Below are 13,938 nucleotides of genomic sequence, written 5' to 3' on the forward strand. Positions count from 1 at the left end.
TCGAGCCGACAAGACATCGGGGTCTTCGGAGGCTGGAATGCGCGCTGCACCTGCTCGTGGGAAGGGTGGGCGCACGGCGACGTCCACCGGCTCGTCCCTCACTCGTCCTGCCACCTGGGCCATCGTCACGGTCACCGCTCTGGCCACCGCTGGAGCGAGCGTGGTCGCACCCGTCCGTGCAGGCGCCGCCGACGTCGGCGCGACGCTCCTGCTCAGTGAGTACGTCGAGGGCTCCGGCAACAACAAGGCGCTGGAGCTCCACAACGCCTCCGGGGCCCCCGTCGAGCTCGCGGCCGAGGGCTACGACGTCCAGATCCACTTCAACGGCGCGACGGCACCCGGGGTGACGATCGCCCTGACGGGCACCGTGGCCCCCGGTGACGTGCACGTGCTGGCCCATGCCGAAGCAGCGGCCGAGGTGCTGGCGCAGGCGGACCAGAGGGTCACCGCCAGCCTCTTCAACGGTGACGACGCCGTCGTGGTCCGCCGCGCCGGGGTGGTGGTCGACTCGGTGGGACAGGTGGGGGTCGATCCCGGGACGCAGTGGGGGAGCGGGCTGGTCTCGACGGCTGACAACACCCTGCGTCGCCTCCCGAGCGTGACGGTGGGCGACACGGACCCCACTGACGCCTACGACCCGATCGACGGGTGGGACGGCTTCGCCGTCGACACCTTCGACGGCCTCGGCCGCCACGGCAACGGTGCGGGACCCGACCCGGACCCGGATCCTGAGCCGGAGCCGGGAACCCCCGACCCGACGTGCGGCGCGGCCGCCACCCCGATCGGCACCGTGCAGGGGCCCGGCGACACCACGCCCGTGAGCACCCCGGTCGCGATCGAGGGCGTGGTGGTCGGTGACCACGAAGGGCCCGCCCCCGCCCTGCGCGGCTTCTACCTCCAGGACGCCGGCGACGGCGACCGCGCGACCTCCGACGCCGTCTTCGTCTTCAACGGCAACGACGACCGGGTAGCCCTCGGTGACCGCGTACGCGTGGTGGGCACGCCCGCCGAGTACCAGGGGCAGACCCAGGTGGGCGCGACCACCTCCCTCACGGTCTGCGGCACAGCTCAGGAGGTCGACCCGACCTCGCTGACCTTCCCGACGACGCCCGCCACCCTGGAGTCCCTCGAGGGGATGCTCGTCCGGGTCCCGCAGACCATGAGCGTCACCGAGCACTTCCAGCTGGGTCGCTTCGGCCAGGTCGTGGTCTCCTCCGGTGGGCGGCTCCAGCAGCCCACCGACGTGGTGGCGCCCGGGGAGGAGAGTGCTGCGCTCCAGGCGTCCAACGACGCGCGACGTCTGATCATCGACGACTCCTCCCAGGCCCAGAACCCGGACCCGGTGCCGTGGGGCCGCGCGGGAGAGCCCTTGTCGGCGACCAACACGCTCCGCGGCGGTGACACCGTCACCGCCGCCGTCGGAGTCCTGACCTACACCTGGGGTGGCAACAGCGCGAGCCCCAACGCGTATCGGCTCCGCCCCCTCGGGGCACTCGGGGGTCGGGCCGTGTTCGAGCCGACCAACCGGCGACCGGCCGGACCGCCCGACGTCGGTGGCCGCCTCCGGGTCGCGGGGATGAACGTCCTCAACTACTTCAACACCTTCACGGGCTGCACGCTCGGCGTGGGCGGCGAGACCGATGACTGTCGCGGTGCGGACGATGCCGTCGAGTTCGAGCGTCAGGCGTCCAAGACGGTCGCCGCGCTCGCGGGCATGGACGCCGACGTGGTGGGTCTGGTCGAGATCGAGAACGACGGCTACTCCGCCTCCAGCGCCCTGGCCGACCTCACCGACCGCCTCGAGGCCGTCGAGGGGGCAGGGGAGTGGAGCTGGGTCGACGCCGATGCCGGCACCGGCCAGCTCAACGCCCTGGGCACCGACGCGATCAAGGTCGGACTCATCTACCGCTCCGGGGCCGTCACGCCGGTGGGCAGGACCGCGGTGCTCAACACGGAGTCGTTCGTCACGGGTGGTGACGCCGAGCCCCGCAACCGTCCGGCGATCATGCAGTCGTTCCGCGAGGACGCGACCGGAGCTGTCTTCTCCGTCGTCGTCAACCACCTCAAGAGCAAGGGCTCTGCCTGCGCGGTGCCCGACGCGGGGGATGGCCAGGGGGAGTGCAACCAGGTACGGGTCAACGCTGCCCGGGAGCTGGCTGCCTGGATCGCGACCGACCCGACAGGGGTCGACGACGACGACGTGCTGATCCTCGGTGACCTCAACGCCTACGCCAAGGAGGATCCGGTCCGGGTGCTGGAGGAGGCCGGCTACACCAACCTCGTCGACGAGCGGCTCGGCGAGGGCTCCTACAGCTACGTCTTCGACGGTCAGTGGGGCTCGCTGGACCACGCCCTCGGGACGGCCAGCCTGGACGGACAGGTGACCGGGGCGGCGCCGTGGTGGGTCAACGCCGACGAGCCCTCGGTACTGGACTACAACACGAACTTCAAGTCCCCTGCCCAGGTCGACGCCCTCTACTCACCTGACGAGTTCCGCAACTCCGACCATGACCCGGTCCTCGTGGGCCTGTCGTTGGCCACGCCGCCGTCGGGCGCGGTCCTGGGCGCGGGCTGGGTGGACGCCGTCCCGGGGGGACGTGGCCAGCAGAAGGCGTTCTTCGCCCTCGCGGCGCACCTGCCCCGGGCGGGTGCGGACGCCGGCATCCTGCTGACCCACCGCGACGTGTCTGCCAAGCTCAACCTGGTGGCTGTCGGGGCGGCGCGTGTGCGCGTACGCGAGGGAGGCGGCCTGACCTTCACCGGGAGCGCCCGGGTCAACCAGGTCCCCGGGCACCGCTACGAGTTGACGGTCGTCGACGGGGGTCGCCGGGACCTGCTGCGGCTGCGGGTGTGGGAGCCCGCCGGAAGCACGGTGCTGTACGACAGCAGGCTGCAGAGGGTGCAGGGCACGGTGCAGGTGGAGATCGACTGAGAAGGACCCGCGGCCGTCCGCACGGCGTGGCGTTAAATTGAATGATTCCAGATTAAGTGCTTGAATCAGGCGCATGCCCGCCCCCGCCCCCGCCGACCTGCTCCGCGAGGCGTCACTGCGTGTGACCAAGCCCCGCGTGGCGGTCCTGGAGGCACTCGTGCAGCACCCGCACGCCGACGTCGACGAGATCGTCCACGCCGTCCGTACTGACCTCGGATCTGTCTCGACCCAGGCTGTCTACGACGTGCTCCATGCCCTGACGGACGCCCGTCTGGTACGCCGGATCGAGCCGAAGGGTTCGCCTGCGCGCTTCGAGACCCGTGTCGGCGACAACCACCACCACGTGGTCTGCCGCTCCTGCGGTCGCATCGGCGACGTCGACTGCGCCGTCGGGCACGCGCCGTGCCTGACGGCGTCCGACGACCACGGCTTCTCGATCGACGAGGCCGAGGTCCTCTACTGGGGCACCTGCCCCGACTGCACGAACCGCTGAACCCCCACGAATCCCCATCCCGAGCAACCGGAGGAACCGAGTGTCCGACAAGCCTGACGCCGTAGTTGGCGAGATCAACGAGCCCGAGGTCGGCAAGTGCCCCGTCATGCACGGCCAGCCGCACCCGGCCCAGGGTGACGCCAACAAGACCTGGTGGCCGAACACCCTCAACCTGAAGATCCTGGCGAAGAACACCGACGTCGCCAACCCGCACGACGACGACTTCGAGTACAAGGCCGCCTTCGAGTCCCTCGACCTCGACGCGGTGAAGGCCGACCTCAAGGCCGTCATGACCGACTCGCAGGACTGGTGGCCGGCTGACTTCAACCACTACGGCGGCCTCATGGTCCGCATGGCCTGGCACTCCGCCGGCACCTACCGCTCCGGTGACGGTCGCGGCGGCGCGGGCCACGGACAGCACCGCTTCGCCCCGCAGAACTCCTGGCCCGACAACGGCAACCTCGACAAGGCTCGTCGTCTGCTGTGGCCGGTGAAGAAGAAGTACGGCCAGCAGATCTCGTGGGCCGACCTGATGATCCTCGCCGGCAACGTCGCGCTCGAGGACATGGGCTTCCCGACCTTCGGCTTCGGAGGTGGACGCCCCGACGTCTACGAGCCCGACGCCGACGTCTACTGGGGTCCCGAGACCGAGTGGCTCGGTGACGAGCGCTACTTCGGCGACCGCGACCTGATGGACCCGCTCGCCGCGGTGCAGATGGGCCTCATCTACGTCAACCCTGAGGGCCCCAACGGCAACCCCGACCCGCTGGCCTCGGCCCGGGACATCCGCGAGACCTTCAAGCGCATGGGCATGAACGACGAGGAGACCGTCGCGCTCATCGCCGGTGGTCACACCTTCGGCAAGACCCACGGTGCCGGCGACGCCGCACTGGTCGGCCCCGAGCCCGAGGCCGCCCCGATCGAGGAGCAGGGCCTGGGCTGGAAGTCGGCCCACGCGTCCGGCAAGGGCATCGACGCCATCACCTCGGGCCTGGAGGTCACGTGGACCTACCACCCGACCCGGTGGGACAACGAGTTCTTCCACATCCTCTACGGCTACGAGTGGGAGCTCTTCACCTCGCCGGCCGGCGCCAAGCAGTGGCGTCCGGTGAACGGCGGCGGCTCCGACATGGTTCCCGAGTCGTTCGGCGACGGCAAGCGTGAGCCCCGCATGCTCACCTCCGACCTCGCGCTGCGCGTCGACCCGGCGTACGACGCCATCTCGCGCCGTTTCAAGGACGACCAGCAGGCCTTCACCGAGGCCTTCGCCCGCGCGTGGTTCAAGCTGACCCACCGTGACATGGGCCCCAAGGCGCGCTACCTCGGCCCCGAGGTCCCCGATGAGGACCTCATCTGGCAGGACCCGCTCCCGGCGTACGAGGGCGAGCCGCTGACCGACGCGGACGTCGCCGTCCTGAAGCAGAAGATCGCGGCCACCGGCCTCACGGTCTCCGAGCTCGTGTCGACCGCGTGGGCCTCGGCCGCGACCTTCCGCTCGTCGGACAAGCGCGGCGGTGCCAACGGCGCCCGCATCCGCCTGCAGCCGCAGGCGGACTGGGCGGTCAACAACCCGGGTCGTACGGCCAAGGTGCTCGCGGTGCTGGAGAAGGTCAAGGCTGACTTCGACACCGACGGCAAGCAGGTCTCGCTGGCCGACCTGATCGTCCTCGCTGGCGGCGTGGGCATCGAGCTGGCGGCGCAGGCTGCCGGCACCGACGTGGTCGTCCCGTTCACCCCGGGCCGCACGGACGCCTCCCAGGAGCAGACCGACGTCGAGAACTTCGGGTGGCTGGAGCCGCGCTACGACGGCTTCCGCAACTACCTCGAGAAGAAGTCGAAGGCCGCCACCGAGTACCTCCTGCTCGACCGCGCCAACCTGCTCAGCCTGTCGGCGCCCGAGATGACCGTGCTCGTCGCGGGCCTGCGCGTCCTGGACACCAACTGGGACGGCTCCAGCACCGGGGTCCTCACCCAGCGCCCGGGCCAGCTGACCCAGGACTTCCTGGTCAACCTGCTCGAGCACCAGACCTGGACCGCGACCGACGAGAGCGAGGAGCTCTTCACCTCGTCGAACGGCTGGACCGGTTCGCGCTACGACCTGATCTTCGGCTCCAACTCGGAGCTGCGGTCGTACGCCGAGGTCTACGCGGGCGACGACGCGAAGGAGAAGTTCGTGCGCGACTTCGTCGCCGCCTGGGTCAAGGTCATGGAGCTGGACCGCTTCGACCTGCGCTGACCACGCTGATCGACAGACTGGTCGACAGACTGGTCGACACCGCCCCCTCGTCAGGGGGAGCACTCCGATGGGTCCACCGCCACGGCGGTGGGCCCATCGGCCATTTCGCTGCGTCGTGTGCGAGAAACCAGCCGAATCCTGTGGAATGCGCTTGACCGGTATACGTCAGACATTTAGGATGACGGAGTCGTTGCATCACACGTGAGGAGTGCGCCATGGGCGTCAAGGCTGGTTGGCAGGGTCGTTTCTTCGAGGACTTCGAAGTGGGTGACATCTACCAGCACCCGTTGGGTCGCACCGTGACGGAGTACGACAACACCCAGTTCACGCTGATGACGATGAACACCAACCAGATGCACTTCAACACGGAGTACGCCGCCAAGTCGGAGTTCCAGAAGCCGCTGGTCGTCTCCACCCTGACCGTGGCCATCGCCGTGGGTCAGAGCGTCACCGACCTCACCCAGAACGCGTTCGCCAACCTGGGCTGGGACGACATCAAGATGACCCACCCGGTCTTCGCCGGCGACACGCTCTTCAGCGAGTCGGTCGTGCTCGAGAAGCGTGAGTCGGCCAAGCGCCCCCACGCCGGCATCGTGACCGTCAAGACCCGCACCCTGAACCAGGACGGCGACGAGGTGTGCTCGTTCAAGCGCATGTTCTACGTCTACAAGAAGGGCGCCCAGCAGCTCGAGGGGCTCTTCCCCGAGGGCAAGCGCTCCCTGCTCGCCGGCACTGACCTGAGCGAGGACTGACCTGATGCGCATCACCTTCGCCCCTTGGGGTGAGACCCTGGCCGAGCTGGCCGACGCCGGCCGCCGCGCCGAGGAGGCCGGGGCCGAGGTCATCTGGCTCCAGGAGCTCCACCGCAGCGCGTCCATCAGCGCCGCCGCGGTCATCCAGGCCACCAGCACTGCCCAGGTCGGCACTGCCATCCAGCTGGCCTTCACCCGCAGCCCGATGGTCACCGCCCTGGAGGCCATGGACCTCGACGAACTGGCCGACGGCCGCTTCGTGCTCGGTCTGGGCACCGGCGTCCAGCGCCTCAACGAGGACTGGCACAACGCCCGCTGGGGCAAGCCGGTCGGCCACATGCGTGAGGTCGTGCGCAACGTCCGTCACTTCACGGCCAACGCCACCTCGGGGGCCGAGATGGCGCTCGAGGGTGAGTACGAGCCGATGCGCATCCGCGGCTACGAGCGTCCCTACCCGGTGCGTCGTACCGAGATTCCCGTCTACCTCGCGGCCATGGGCCCGGCGATGACCCGCCTGGCCGGGCGCATCGGTGACGGATGGATCAGCCACGAGCTCTGCTCGCCCACCTACCTGGCCGAGCGCACGCTGCCCGAGATCCAGGCTGGCGTCGACGCTGTCGAAGGGCGCCAGCGCTCCGACATCGAGCTCGTCGTCTCCGCCTGCTGCTCCGTCGACTCCGACCTCAAGGCCGCGGTCGACCGCGTCCGCCCGCACGTCGGCTTCTACGCCAGCGTGCGCACCTACGCCGACTTCTTCGAGTTCCACGGGCTCGCCGAGGACCAGCAGCGCGTCATCGACGCCTTCCGCGCAGGCACGGGAGCCGACTACCTGGGCGACGAGGTCAGTACCGCCATGGTCGACGCCATCACCCTCAACGGCGACCGCGACCGCGTCATGGAGCAGCTCTCCGCGTACGAAGGCCTCGCCGACGCCGTGAAGCTCTCCGCCCCCACCCACGGCCTGACCCCGGCAGAGATCCGGCAAGGCCAGGACGAGGTCATCGGCCTCATCCAGACGATCACCGGAGGACGCAAGTGACCACCGCACAGGCTCGCCCCAAGCCGCTCGAGGGCATCCGCATCATCTCGCTGGAGCAGTACGGCGCCGGTCCCTTCGGGTCGGTGCACCTGGCCGACCTCGGCGCCGAGGTCATCAAGATCGAGGACCCCTCCGTCGGCGGCGACGTCGGCCGCTACGTCCCGCCGTACTTCGAGGAGGAGGACTCGCTCTTCTTCGAGACCTTCAACCGCAACAAGAAGTCGATCAGCATCGACATCAAGACCGAGGCCGGCCGCGCCGTCTTCGAGGACCTGGTCCGCAACGCCGACGCCGTCTACTCCAACCTGCGCGGCGACGTGCCGGTCAAGATCGGCATCACCTACGACCAGCTCAAGCACATCAACCCCGCGATCGTGTGCTGCTCCCTGACCGGCTTCGGCATGACCGGACCGCGCATGAAGGAGCCCGGCTACGACTACGTGCTGCAGGGTCTGGCCGGCTGGATGGAGCTCACGGGCGAGCCCGACGGCCCGCCGACCAAGTCCGGCCTCTCCCTGGTCGACTTCTCCGGTGGCTACGTCGCCGCGCTCTCCCTGCTCGCCGGCCTGAACGCCGCGAAGCGCGACGGCATCGGCATGGACTGCGACGTCTCGCTCTACGACACCGCCATGGCGATGCTGACCTACCCGGCCACCTGGCACCTGAACGCCGGCTACCAGCCGCGACGCATCTCGCACTCCGCGCACCCCTCGCTGGTGCCCTTCCAGGCCTTCGAGGCCTCCGACGGCTGGTTCGTCGTCGGATGTGCGAAGGAGAAGTTCTGGGTGCGTCTCGCCGAGGTCATCGGCCACCCGGAGTGGGCCCAGCCCGGCTCCAAGTACGCCACGTTCTCGCTGCGTGACCAGAACCGCGACGAGCTCACCGCCGAGCTCGAGGCGATCTTCCGCACCAACACGGTCGACCACTGGCTCGGCCAGTGCTACCCGGCGCAGATCCCGTGCGGGCCGATCAACGACGTCGAGGCCGCGCTGAAGGACGAGCACCTCTCGGCTCGCCACATGCTGGTCGAGACCGACCACCCGCGCTACGGCACGGTGACCCAGCTGGCCTCCCCGGTCCGCGTCGGGTCGGAGCTGCCGTCGTACGTCCGTGCGCCGCAGCGCAACGAGCACTTCTCCGAGGTGCTCACCGAGGTGGCGGGCTACGACGAGGCGCGCATCGCCGAGCTCAAGGCCGCCGGTGCCTTCGGGGCGGACGCACGCTGATGATTGCCCGCCAGCTCGCTGCCTGGATCGTCGGTGAGGTGAGCGTGCCCGCCGCCGTGGAGCACGCGGCCCTGCGCCACCTGCTCGACGGCTTGGGCAACGCCGTGGCCGGGGCCAGGTCCGGCGCGGCAACGCCTGCCGTGACCGTCGCGCTCGGCCTGGGCGGACCGTCGGAGGCCACGGTCCTCGGCACCAGCGACAAGATCTCCGCGGTGGCCGCCGGACTGGCCAACGGGACGCTCGTGCACGCCCTCGACTTCGACGACACGCACGCCGGAGGACTGGTGCACGCGACGTCGGTCGTCCTGCCCGCCGCCTTCGCGGTCGGCGAGCAGGTCGGCGCCACCGGGCGCCAGGTCCTGGACGCAGCCGTGGTCGGCTACGAGGTGGCCTGCCGGGTCGCTGCCGCGGCCCCCAACGGGTTCCACTCCGGTGGACTGCACGCGACGATGGTCGCCGGGGTCTTCTCCTCGGCCGCCGTGGCGGCGCGCCTGATGCGCCTGGACGTCGAGACCACCGTGAACGCCCTCGGCCTCGCCGGGAGCCAGGCCGGTGGACTGCTCGCCTTCCTCGCCACCGGCGCCAGCACCAAGCAGCTCCACCCGGGATTCGCCTCGCAGGCCGGAATCCAGGCCGCACGCCTCGCGCAGGCCGGGGCCACGGGGCCGGAGACAGTCTTCGACGGTCCGCACGGCGTGTACGAGGCCCTTGCTCCGGCGGCCCTCGCCAAGGGCATCGTGGACCGCGAGGTCCTGACCCGCGGGCTGGGCAGCTCGGACGCCGCCGACTGGGAGACCACCCGGATCGGCATCAAGCCCTGGCCCACCTGCCAGCTCGCCCATGTCACCATGGCGGCCGCCCAGGTGGCCCTGGCCGAGGCCGGCGTGGGCGTTGACCAGGTCCGGGCGCTCCACGCGAAGGTCCACCCCGACTCTGCCGCCGTGGTCTGCGCCACCGACCGTGACCTGACCCGCCCGGCGAGTGGGTACGCCGCGAAGTTCTCCCTCCCGTGGAGCGTGGCGGCGATCCTCGTCGACGGCCACGTGGGCGTCGAGACGTACACCCCGAGCCAGCTGGCACGCAACGAGATCGCCGAGCTGGCTGCCAAGGTCTCCTTCGACGTCGTCGACCCCGGCGTCGTGGCCGCCGACGCGCCCGGTGACGTCGTGCTCACGCTCGCCGACGGACGCCAGGTCGCCGGTCACCTCGACCGCAGCCCCGGTGGCGGCTCCAACCCGCTCTCGGACGAGGGCCTGTTCACCAAGTTCTCCGGCAACGTCGGCCCGCTGGCCGACGACCTCGGTGCGGCCCTGCGTGCGCTGCCCGAGGCCGCTGACCTCACACTCATCCTGACGCTCGCCGCCCAGGCGGCCGCCGACTCTCCCCAGGAGGCCCTCGCATGACCCTCAACGCCATCAAGCCCGCCGAGTTCCCGTGGTTCCCCTACGAGGGCTTCACCTTCTGCCTCGGTCTCACCGAGGGTGACCACGCCTGGACCTCAGGCCACACCTCGGCCCGTCAGGACGAGGCCCTGGGCAAGATGACCGTCAACGGCACGATGACCGAGCAGGCGGAGATCGCCTACGCCAAGACTCTCGCCATCCTCGAGGCCGCCGGGTTCAGCGCCGACGACGTCACCCGCGTCACGGAGAACGTGACCAGGGCGGGGATGCACGCCTACGAGGAGCAGGCAGCCGTGCGCCGCCGCATCTACGGCGACCGTCCGACGGTCCGCACCGTCGCGGTGGAGCGCCTCGTCCGCCGCAACGCCTGGCTCGAGGTCGAGCTGCACGCCACCAAGGGTGGCGGCAAGACCCTGGTCGCGACCTCGTCGGAGCCGCAGGCCGGCACGTTCCGCCCCTCCGCGATCACCGAGGGTGCGCACGGCGTCGTCTACCTGCCCACCGTCGTGCCGATCGACGAGAACGGTGAGGTCGTCTTCCCCGGTGACTTCGTCGCGCAGTACCGCTACATCCTCGAGAAGGCGGGCGAGATGCTGGAGTCGGTGGGCCTGACGTTGGGCCACGCCGTCACCACGTTCGACTACTCGACTCCGGAGACGCGCGACGTCTACCGCAAGACGCACTGGGTCCGCAAGGAGCTCCTGGGCCAGAACAAGAACGGCGTCTTTCCCGGCGCCGGCGGCATCCTGATGAGCGAGCTCCACGCCCCCGGCGTGATGGTCGCCATGGACGTCACCGCCTCGCGCCACGAGCTCGAGCTCGTCAACCCGGGCTGGAGCCGTTACGACACGCTCACCTACGCCCCGGGCATCAAGGCTGGTCGCATGCTCTTCATGTCCGGCTTCGCCTCGCTCGACATGGAGTCGCAGCAGGCGCTGCACGACGGCGACCTCGGCAAGCAGGCCGAAGTGACCTTCGGCGCGATCCTGCACCTGCTGGAGTCGGAGGGCCTCACCGCCGCCGACCTGCTCGAGACCACGGAGTACTGCGTCGAGTCCTACGTGGGCGACTACAAGGCCGTGGCCGAGGTGCGCGAGCGCCTGCTGTGCGCTCCTTGGCCCGCCTCCACCGGCGCCCTGTGCCACTCGCTGCTGCGCCCGGAGTTCGGCCTGGAGGTCTTCCCGACCGCGCTCTACCCCGAGGACCACCCGCGCATCACCGGCGCCACCGAGGCCTGAGGAGCACCGATGAGCCTGCTCACCCCCGAGATTGCCGCACTGGAGGGCACGAAGCGCGTCTACACCGCGCCCGAGCCCTTCGGGGGCGCGGCCGGTCGCTACTTCGGCCTGGCCGTCGGCGACCACAACCCGCTCTACTCCGACCCCGCGTACGCCCGCGCCCAGGGCCTGGCGGACGTCACCGCCCCGTTGACGCTGATCACGGAGACCAACCAGTACGCCGCCCTCCCGATGGACGAGGAAGGCTACGCCGGCCACACGTGGGGCCTGAACGTGCCGAACACGCGCCAGGTGCGCGGCGGCAACTCCTACACCTTCCACCGTCGCCTCCGGCCCACCGACGTGGTGACCGCGACCTGGTCGATCGACAAGGTCTCGACCAAGGTCAACAAGGCCGGTGCTGAGATGCTGCTGGTGAACTCCAGCGCCACCTACACCAACCAGGACGGTGAGGTGCTGGCGGAGAACGCGGAGACCATCATTTTTGTCGAGCTGGCCCCCGCCCCGAAGGAGGCACAGGCATGACCTGGACCGACGCGTACCCGACGGAGTTCGTCGACCACGCCTCCATCGCCGTCGGCGACACCGTGCCGCAGCTGGAGCGCACCATCACGCTGACCGACATGGTGGCCTACGCGGGCGCCACGTGGGACTGGCACAAGCTCCACTACGACATGGACTACGTCGCCGAGAAGAAGCTGCCCGGCCCGATCGTCGACGGCCAGGTCTACGGTGCCCTGCTGGTCGAGATGCTCCAGGACTGGCTCGGCCCGCAGTCCTTCGTGCACAAGCTCGACTTCGCCTTCCGCAACCTGGTCTTCGCCGGCGAGACGCTGCGCTGCTCGGGCGAGGTCACCGAGGTGGCTGAGGACCGGATCACCGTCTCCATGCAGGTGGTCGTGGTCGACGCCGAGGGCAACGACGGGCGAGCGGCGGCAGCTCCCTGCAGCGCCGTGGTCCTGCTCGGCACCCCTGACGGTCCGGGAGCCAGCGCATGAGCACCGGCGTCGCGATCGTCGGCGCCGCCGAGTGCGACCTCGGGGTGACCGAGAAGTCCATCCTGACGCTGCAGACCCAAGCCGTCACCCGTGCCCTGGCTGACGCCGGCCTCACGCTGGCCGACGTCGACGGCATCGCGACCAACAACATCTCGCGGTTCTCCGCCACCCAGCTGGCCGACTACCTGGGCGTCGTGCCGACGTGGACGGAGTCGACCTTCGCCGGTGGCTCCGCCTTCGAGATGTACGTCGCGCGCGCCGTCCAGGCGATCGAGGCCGGACAGGCGTCGGTCGTCGTGATCTCGTTCGCGTCCAACCAGCGTTCGGCGAGGTCGCGCAAGATGGGCGGCGTCCACGAGGCGTGGATCCCCGAGGCGCAGTTCGAAGAGCCCTACGACATGCTCTACCCGCTGTCGTACTACGCGATGGCCGCGCAGAGCTACATGCACCGTTACGGCGGGACGCACGAGCAGCTCGCCGAGATCGCGGTGGCGGCCCGGGAGTGGGCCCTGCTCAACCCGAAGGCGTTCCGCCACGGCAAGGGGTCGCTGACGGCCGCGGACATCACCGGGTCGACGCCGGTCTCCTCCCCGTTGACGGTGGGGGACTGCTGCCTGGTCACCGACGGCGGCGGCGCCATCGTCCTGACCTCGTTGGAGCGCGCTCGCAGCCTCAAGCAGAAGCCGGTCCAGGTGCTCGGCTACGGGGAGCGCACCACGAACACCTCGTTCACTGCCGTCGCCGACCTCTCGGTGCCCGGTGCCCGTGGTGCGGCGAAGGACGCCTTCGCCCGGGCTGGCATCACGATCGCCGACGTCGACGTCACCGAGGTCTACGACTCGTTCACCATCACCGCCGCCCTGAGCCTGGAGGCGCTGGGCCACTGCGGTGAGGGGGAGGCTCTGGAGTTCATCCAGGACGGTCGACTTCGCCCCGGGGGAGCCCTGCCGTTCAACACCAACGGCGGGGGACTGTCGTACTGCCACCCCGGTCAGTACGGGATCCTCCTGCTCATCGAGGCGGTCCGTCAGCTGCGCGGCGAGTGCGGCGAACGGCAGGTCGCCGACGCCGAGGTCGCCGTGGCCCATGGCACCGGCGGGATCCTCTCCACCCACGCCACCGTCGTCCTGGGAGCTGACCGATGACCGATCACACTGCCCCCTGGGTGCCCGGGACCGTGCCGCCTGCCGACGAGGTCTCGGCCGCGTTCTGGGACGCCACGCGCGAGCACCGCTACACCGTGCAGACGTGCTCGGCGTGCCAGCACGTGCAGTACCCACCGAAGGCGCTCTGCACGGGCTGCATGTCGATGGACCACCTCACCCAGGTGGCCTCCACCGGAGCTGGCACGGTGGACACCTTCACCGTCGTCCACCGCGCTCCGCGCCCTGACCTCGAGGTTCCCTACACGGTTGCCCGCGTACGCCTGACCGAGGGCCCCGTCGTCCTCACCCGGCTGGAGCCCGCCGTGCCGGGTGAGTCCGGCTGGACGATCGGAGACGAGGTCGTCCTCGACTGGGCCGACCTGCCCGACGGTCGCGCCCTCCCGTTCCACCGCCGGGCCTGAGGCCCGGCACCACCGACCCCACGCCGCGTCCCGCGGCCCGCACCCCCAGGAGCC

At 70.1% G+C, this 13,938-nt stretch carries 12 protein-coding genes; all 12 read left to right on the forward strand.

The annotated features are described in order from the left end of the window. Positions 1 to 37 precede the first annotated feature (37 nt). The 12 genes from FCL41_RS07640 (at position 38) to FCL41_RS07695 (ending at position 13,884) form a co-directional block, all read left to right on the forward strand. Entirely contained in the window at positions 38 to 2,932 is a 2,895-nt protein-coding gene (locus FCL41_RS07640; protein WP_137065483.1) for an ExeM/NucH family extracellular endonuclease, read from the forward strand. Between the two features lie 73 nt (positions 2,933 to 3,005). Further along, a complete protein-coding gene (locus FCL41_RS07645) occupies positions 3,006 to 3,425 on the forward strand; it encodes a Fur family transcriptional regulator (RefSeq protein WP_137065484.1) in 420 nt (139 codons plus the stop codon). Positions 3,426 to 3,465: 40 nt separating this feature from the next. After that, entirely contained in the window at positions 3,466 to 5,661 is a 2,196-nt protein-coding gene (gene katG / locus FCL41_RS07650) for a catalase/peroxidase HPI (RefSeq protein WP_239021834.1), read from the forward strand. A gap of 215 nt (positions 5,662 to 5,876) precedes the next feature. Continuing rightward, complete coding sequence (locus FCL41_RS07655; protein WP_137065485.1) at positions 5,877 to 6,413, forward strand: MaoC family dehydratase; 537 nt, start codon at positions 5,877 to 5,879, stop codon at positions 6,411 to 6,413. A gap of 4 nt (positions 6,414 to 6,417) precedes the next feature. Further along, positions 6,418 to 7,452, forward strand: coding sequence for an LLM class flavin-dependent oxidoreductase (locus tag FCL41_RS07660; protein WP_137065486.1), 1,035 nt, complete (start codon positions 6,418 to 6,420; stop codon positions 7,450 to 7,452). Next, positions 7,449 to 8,678, forward strand: coding sequence for a CaiB/BaiF CoA transferase family protein (locus FCL41_RS07665; RefSeq protein WP_137065487.1), 1,230 nt, complete (start codon positions 7,449 to 7,451; stop codon positions 8,676 to 8,678). Before FCL41_RS07660 ends, FCL41_RS07665 begins: the two co-directional genes overlap by 4 nt. Next, positions 8,678 to 10,081 carry an MmgE/PrpD family protein gene (locus tag FCL41_RS07670; protein ID WP_137065488.1) on the forward strand — a complete coding sequence of 468 codons (1,404 nt, stop codon included), beginning with the start codon at positions 8,678 to 8,680 and terminating at the stop codon, positions 10,079 to 10,081. The genes FCL41_RS07665 and FCL41_RS07670 overlap by 1 nt, the downstream gene beginning before the upstream one ends. Beyond that, the gene (locus tag FCL41_RS07675; protein ID WP_137065489.1) at positions 10,078 to 11,319 is read left to right on the forward strand and encodes a RidA family protein; all 1,242 of its coding nucleotides are present in this window, start codon (positions 10,078 to 10,080) and stop codon (positions 11,317 to 11,319) included. Before FCL41_RS07670 ends, FCL41_RS07675 begins: the two co-directional genes overlap by 4 nt. A gap of 9 nt (positions 11,320 to 11,328) precedes the next feature. Continuing rightward, positions 11,329 to 11,844, forward strand: coding sequence for an FAS1-like dehydratase domain-containing protein (locus FCL41_RS07680; RefSeq protein WP_137065490.1), 516 nt, complete (start codon positions 11,329 to 11,331; stop codon positions 11,842 to 11,844). Next, complete coding sequence (locus FCL41_RS07685; RefSeq protein WP_137065491.1) at positions 11,841 to 12,317, forward strand: MaoC/PaaZ C-terminal domain-containing protein; 477 nt, start codon at positions 11,841 to 11,843, stop codon at positions 12,315 to 12,317. Before FCL41_RS07680 ends, FCL41_RS07685 begins: the two co-directional genes overlap by 4 nt. Beyond that, entirely contained in the window at positions 12,314 to 13,462 is a 1,149-nt protein-coding gene (locus tag FCL41_RS07690) for an acetyl-CoA acetyltransferase (protein ID WP_137065492.1), read from the forward strand. Before FCL41_RS07685 ends, FCL41_RS07690 begins: the two co-directional genes overlap by 4 nt. Continuing rightward, the gene (locus tag FCL41_RS07695) at positions 13,459 to 13,884 is read left to right on the forward strand and encodes a Zn-ribbon domain-containing OB-fold protein (protein WP_137065493.1); all 426 of its coding nucleotides are present in this window, start codon (positions 13,459 to 13,461) and stop codon (positions 13,882 to 13,884) included. The genes FCL41_RS07690 and FCL41_RS07695 overlap by 4 nt, the downstream gene beginning before the upstream one ends. Positions 13,885 to 13,938: the final 54 nt, after the last annotated feature.

It is taken from the genome of Nocardioides jishulii, assembly GCF_006007965.1.
In the GTDB taxonomy this organism is placed as follows: Bacteria; Actinomycetota; Actinomycetes; order Propionibacteriales; family Nocardioidaceae; genus Nocardioides; species Nocardioides jishulii.

What these genes read in the sequence shown, in the direction of transcription:
- FCL41_RS07640 (WP_137065483.1), top strand. Translation starts at nt 38, where the DNA reads ATGCGCGCTGCACCTGCTCGTGGGAAGGGTGGGCGCACGGCGACGTCC.
- FCL41_RS07645 (WP_137065484.1), top strand. Translation starts at nt 3,006, where the DNA reads ATGCCCGCCCCCGCCCCCGCCGACCTGCTCCGCGAGGCGTCACTGCGT.
- FCL41_RS07655 (WP_137065485.1), top strand. Translation starts at nt 5,877, where the DNA reads ATGGGCGTCAAGGCTGGTTGGCAGGGTCGTTTCTTCGAGGACTTCGAA.
- FCL41_RS07660 (WP_137065486.1), top strand. Translation starts at nt 6,418, where the DNA reads ATGCGCATCACCTTCGCCCCTTGGGGTGAGACCCTGGCCGAGCTGGCC.
- FCL41_RS07670 (WP_137065488.1), top strand. Translation starts at nt 8,678, where the DNA reads ATGATTGCCCGCCAGCTCGCTGCCTGGATCGTCGGTGAGGTGAGCGTG.
- FCL41_RS07675 (WP_137065489.1), top strand. Translation starts at nt 10,078, where the DNA reads ATGACCCTCAACGCCATCAAGCCCGCCGAGTTCCCGTGGTTCCCCTAC.
- FCL41_RS07680 (WP_137065490.1), top strand. Translation starts at nt 11,329, where the DNA reads ATGAGCCTGCTCACCCCCGAGATTGCCGCACTGGAGGGCACGAAGCGC.
- FCL41_RS07685 (WP_137065491.1), top strand. Translation starts at nt 11,841, where the DNA reads ATGACCTGGACCGACGCGTACCCGACGGAGTTCGTCGACCACGCCTCC.
- FCL41_RS07690 (WP_137065492.1), top strand. Translation starts at nt 12,314, where the DNA reads ATGAGCACCGGCGTCGCGATCGTCGGCGCCGCCGAGTGCGACCTCGGG.
- FCL41_RS07695 (WP_137065493.1), top strand. Translation starts at nt 13,459, where the DNA reads ATGACCGATCACACTGCCCCCTGGGTGCCCGGGACCGTGCCGCCTGCC.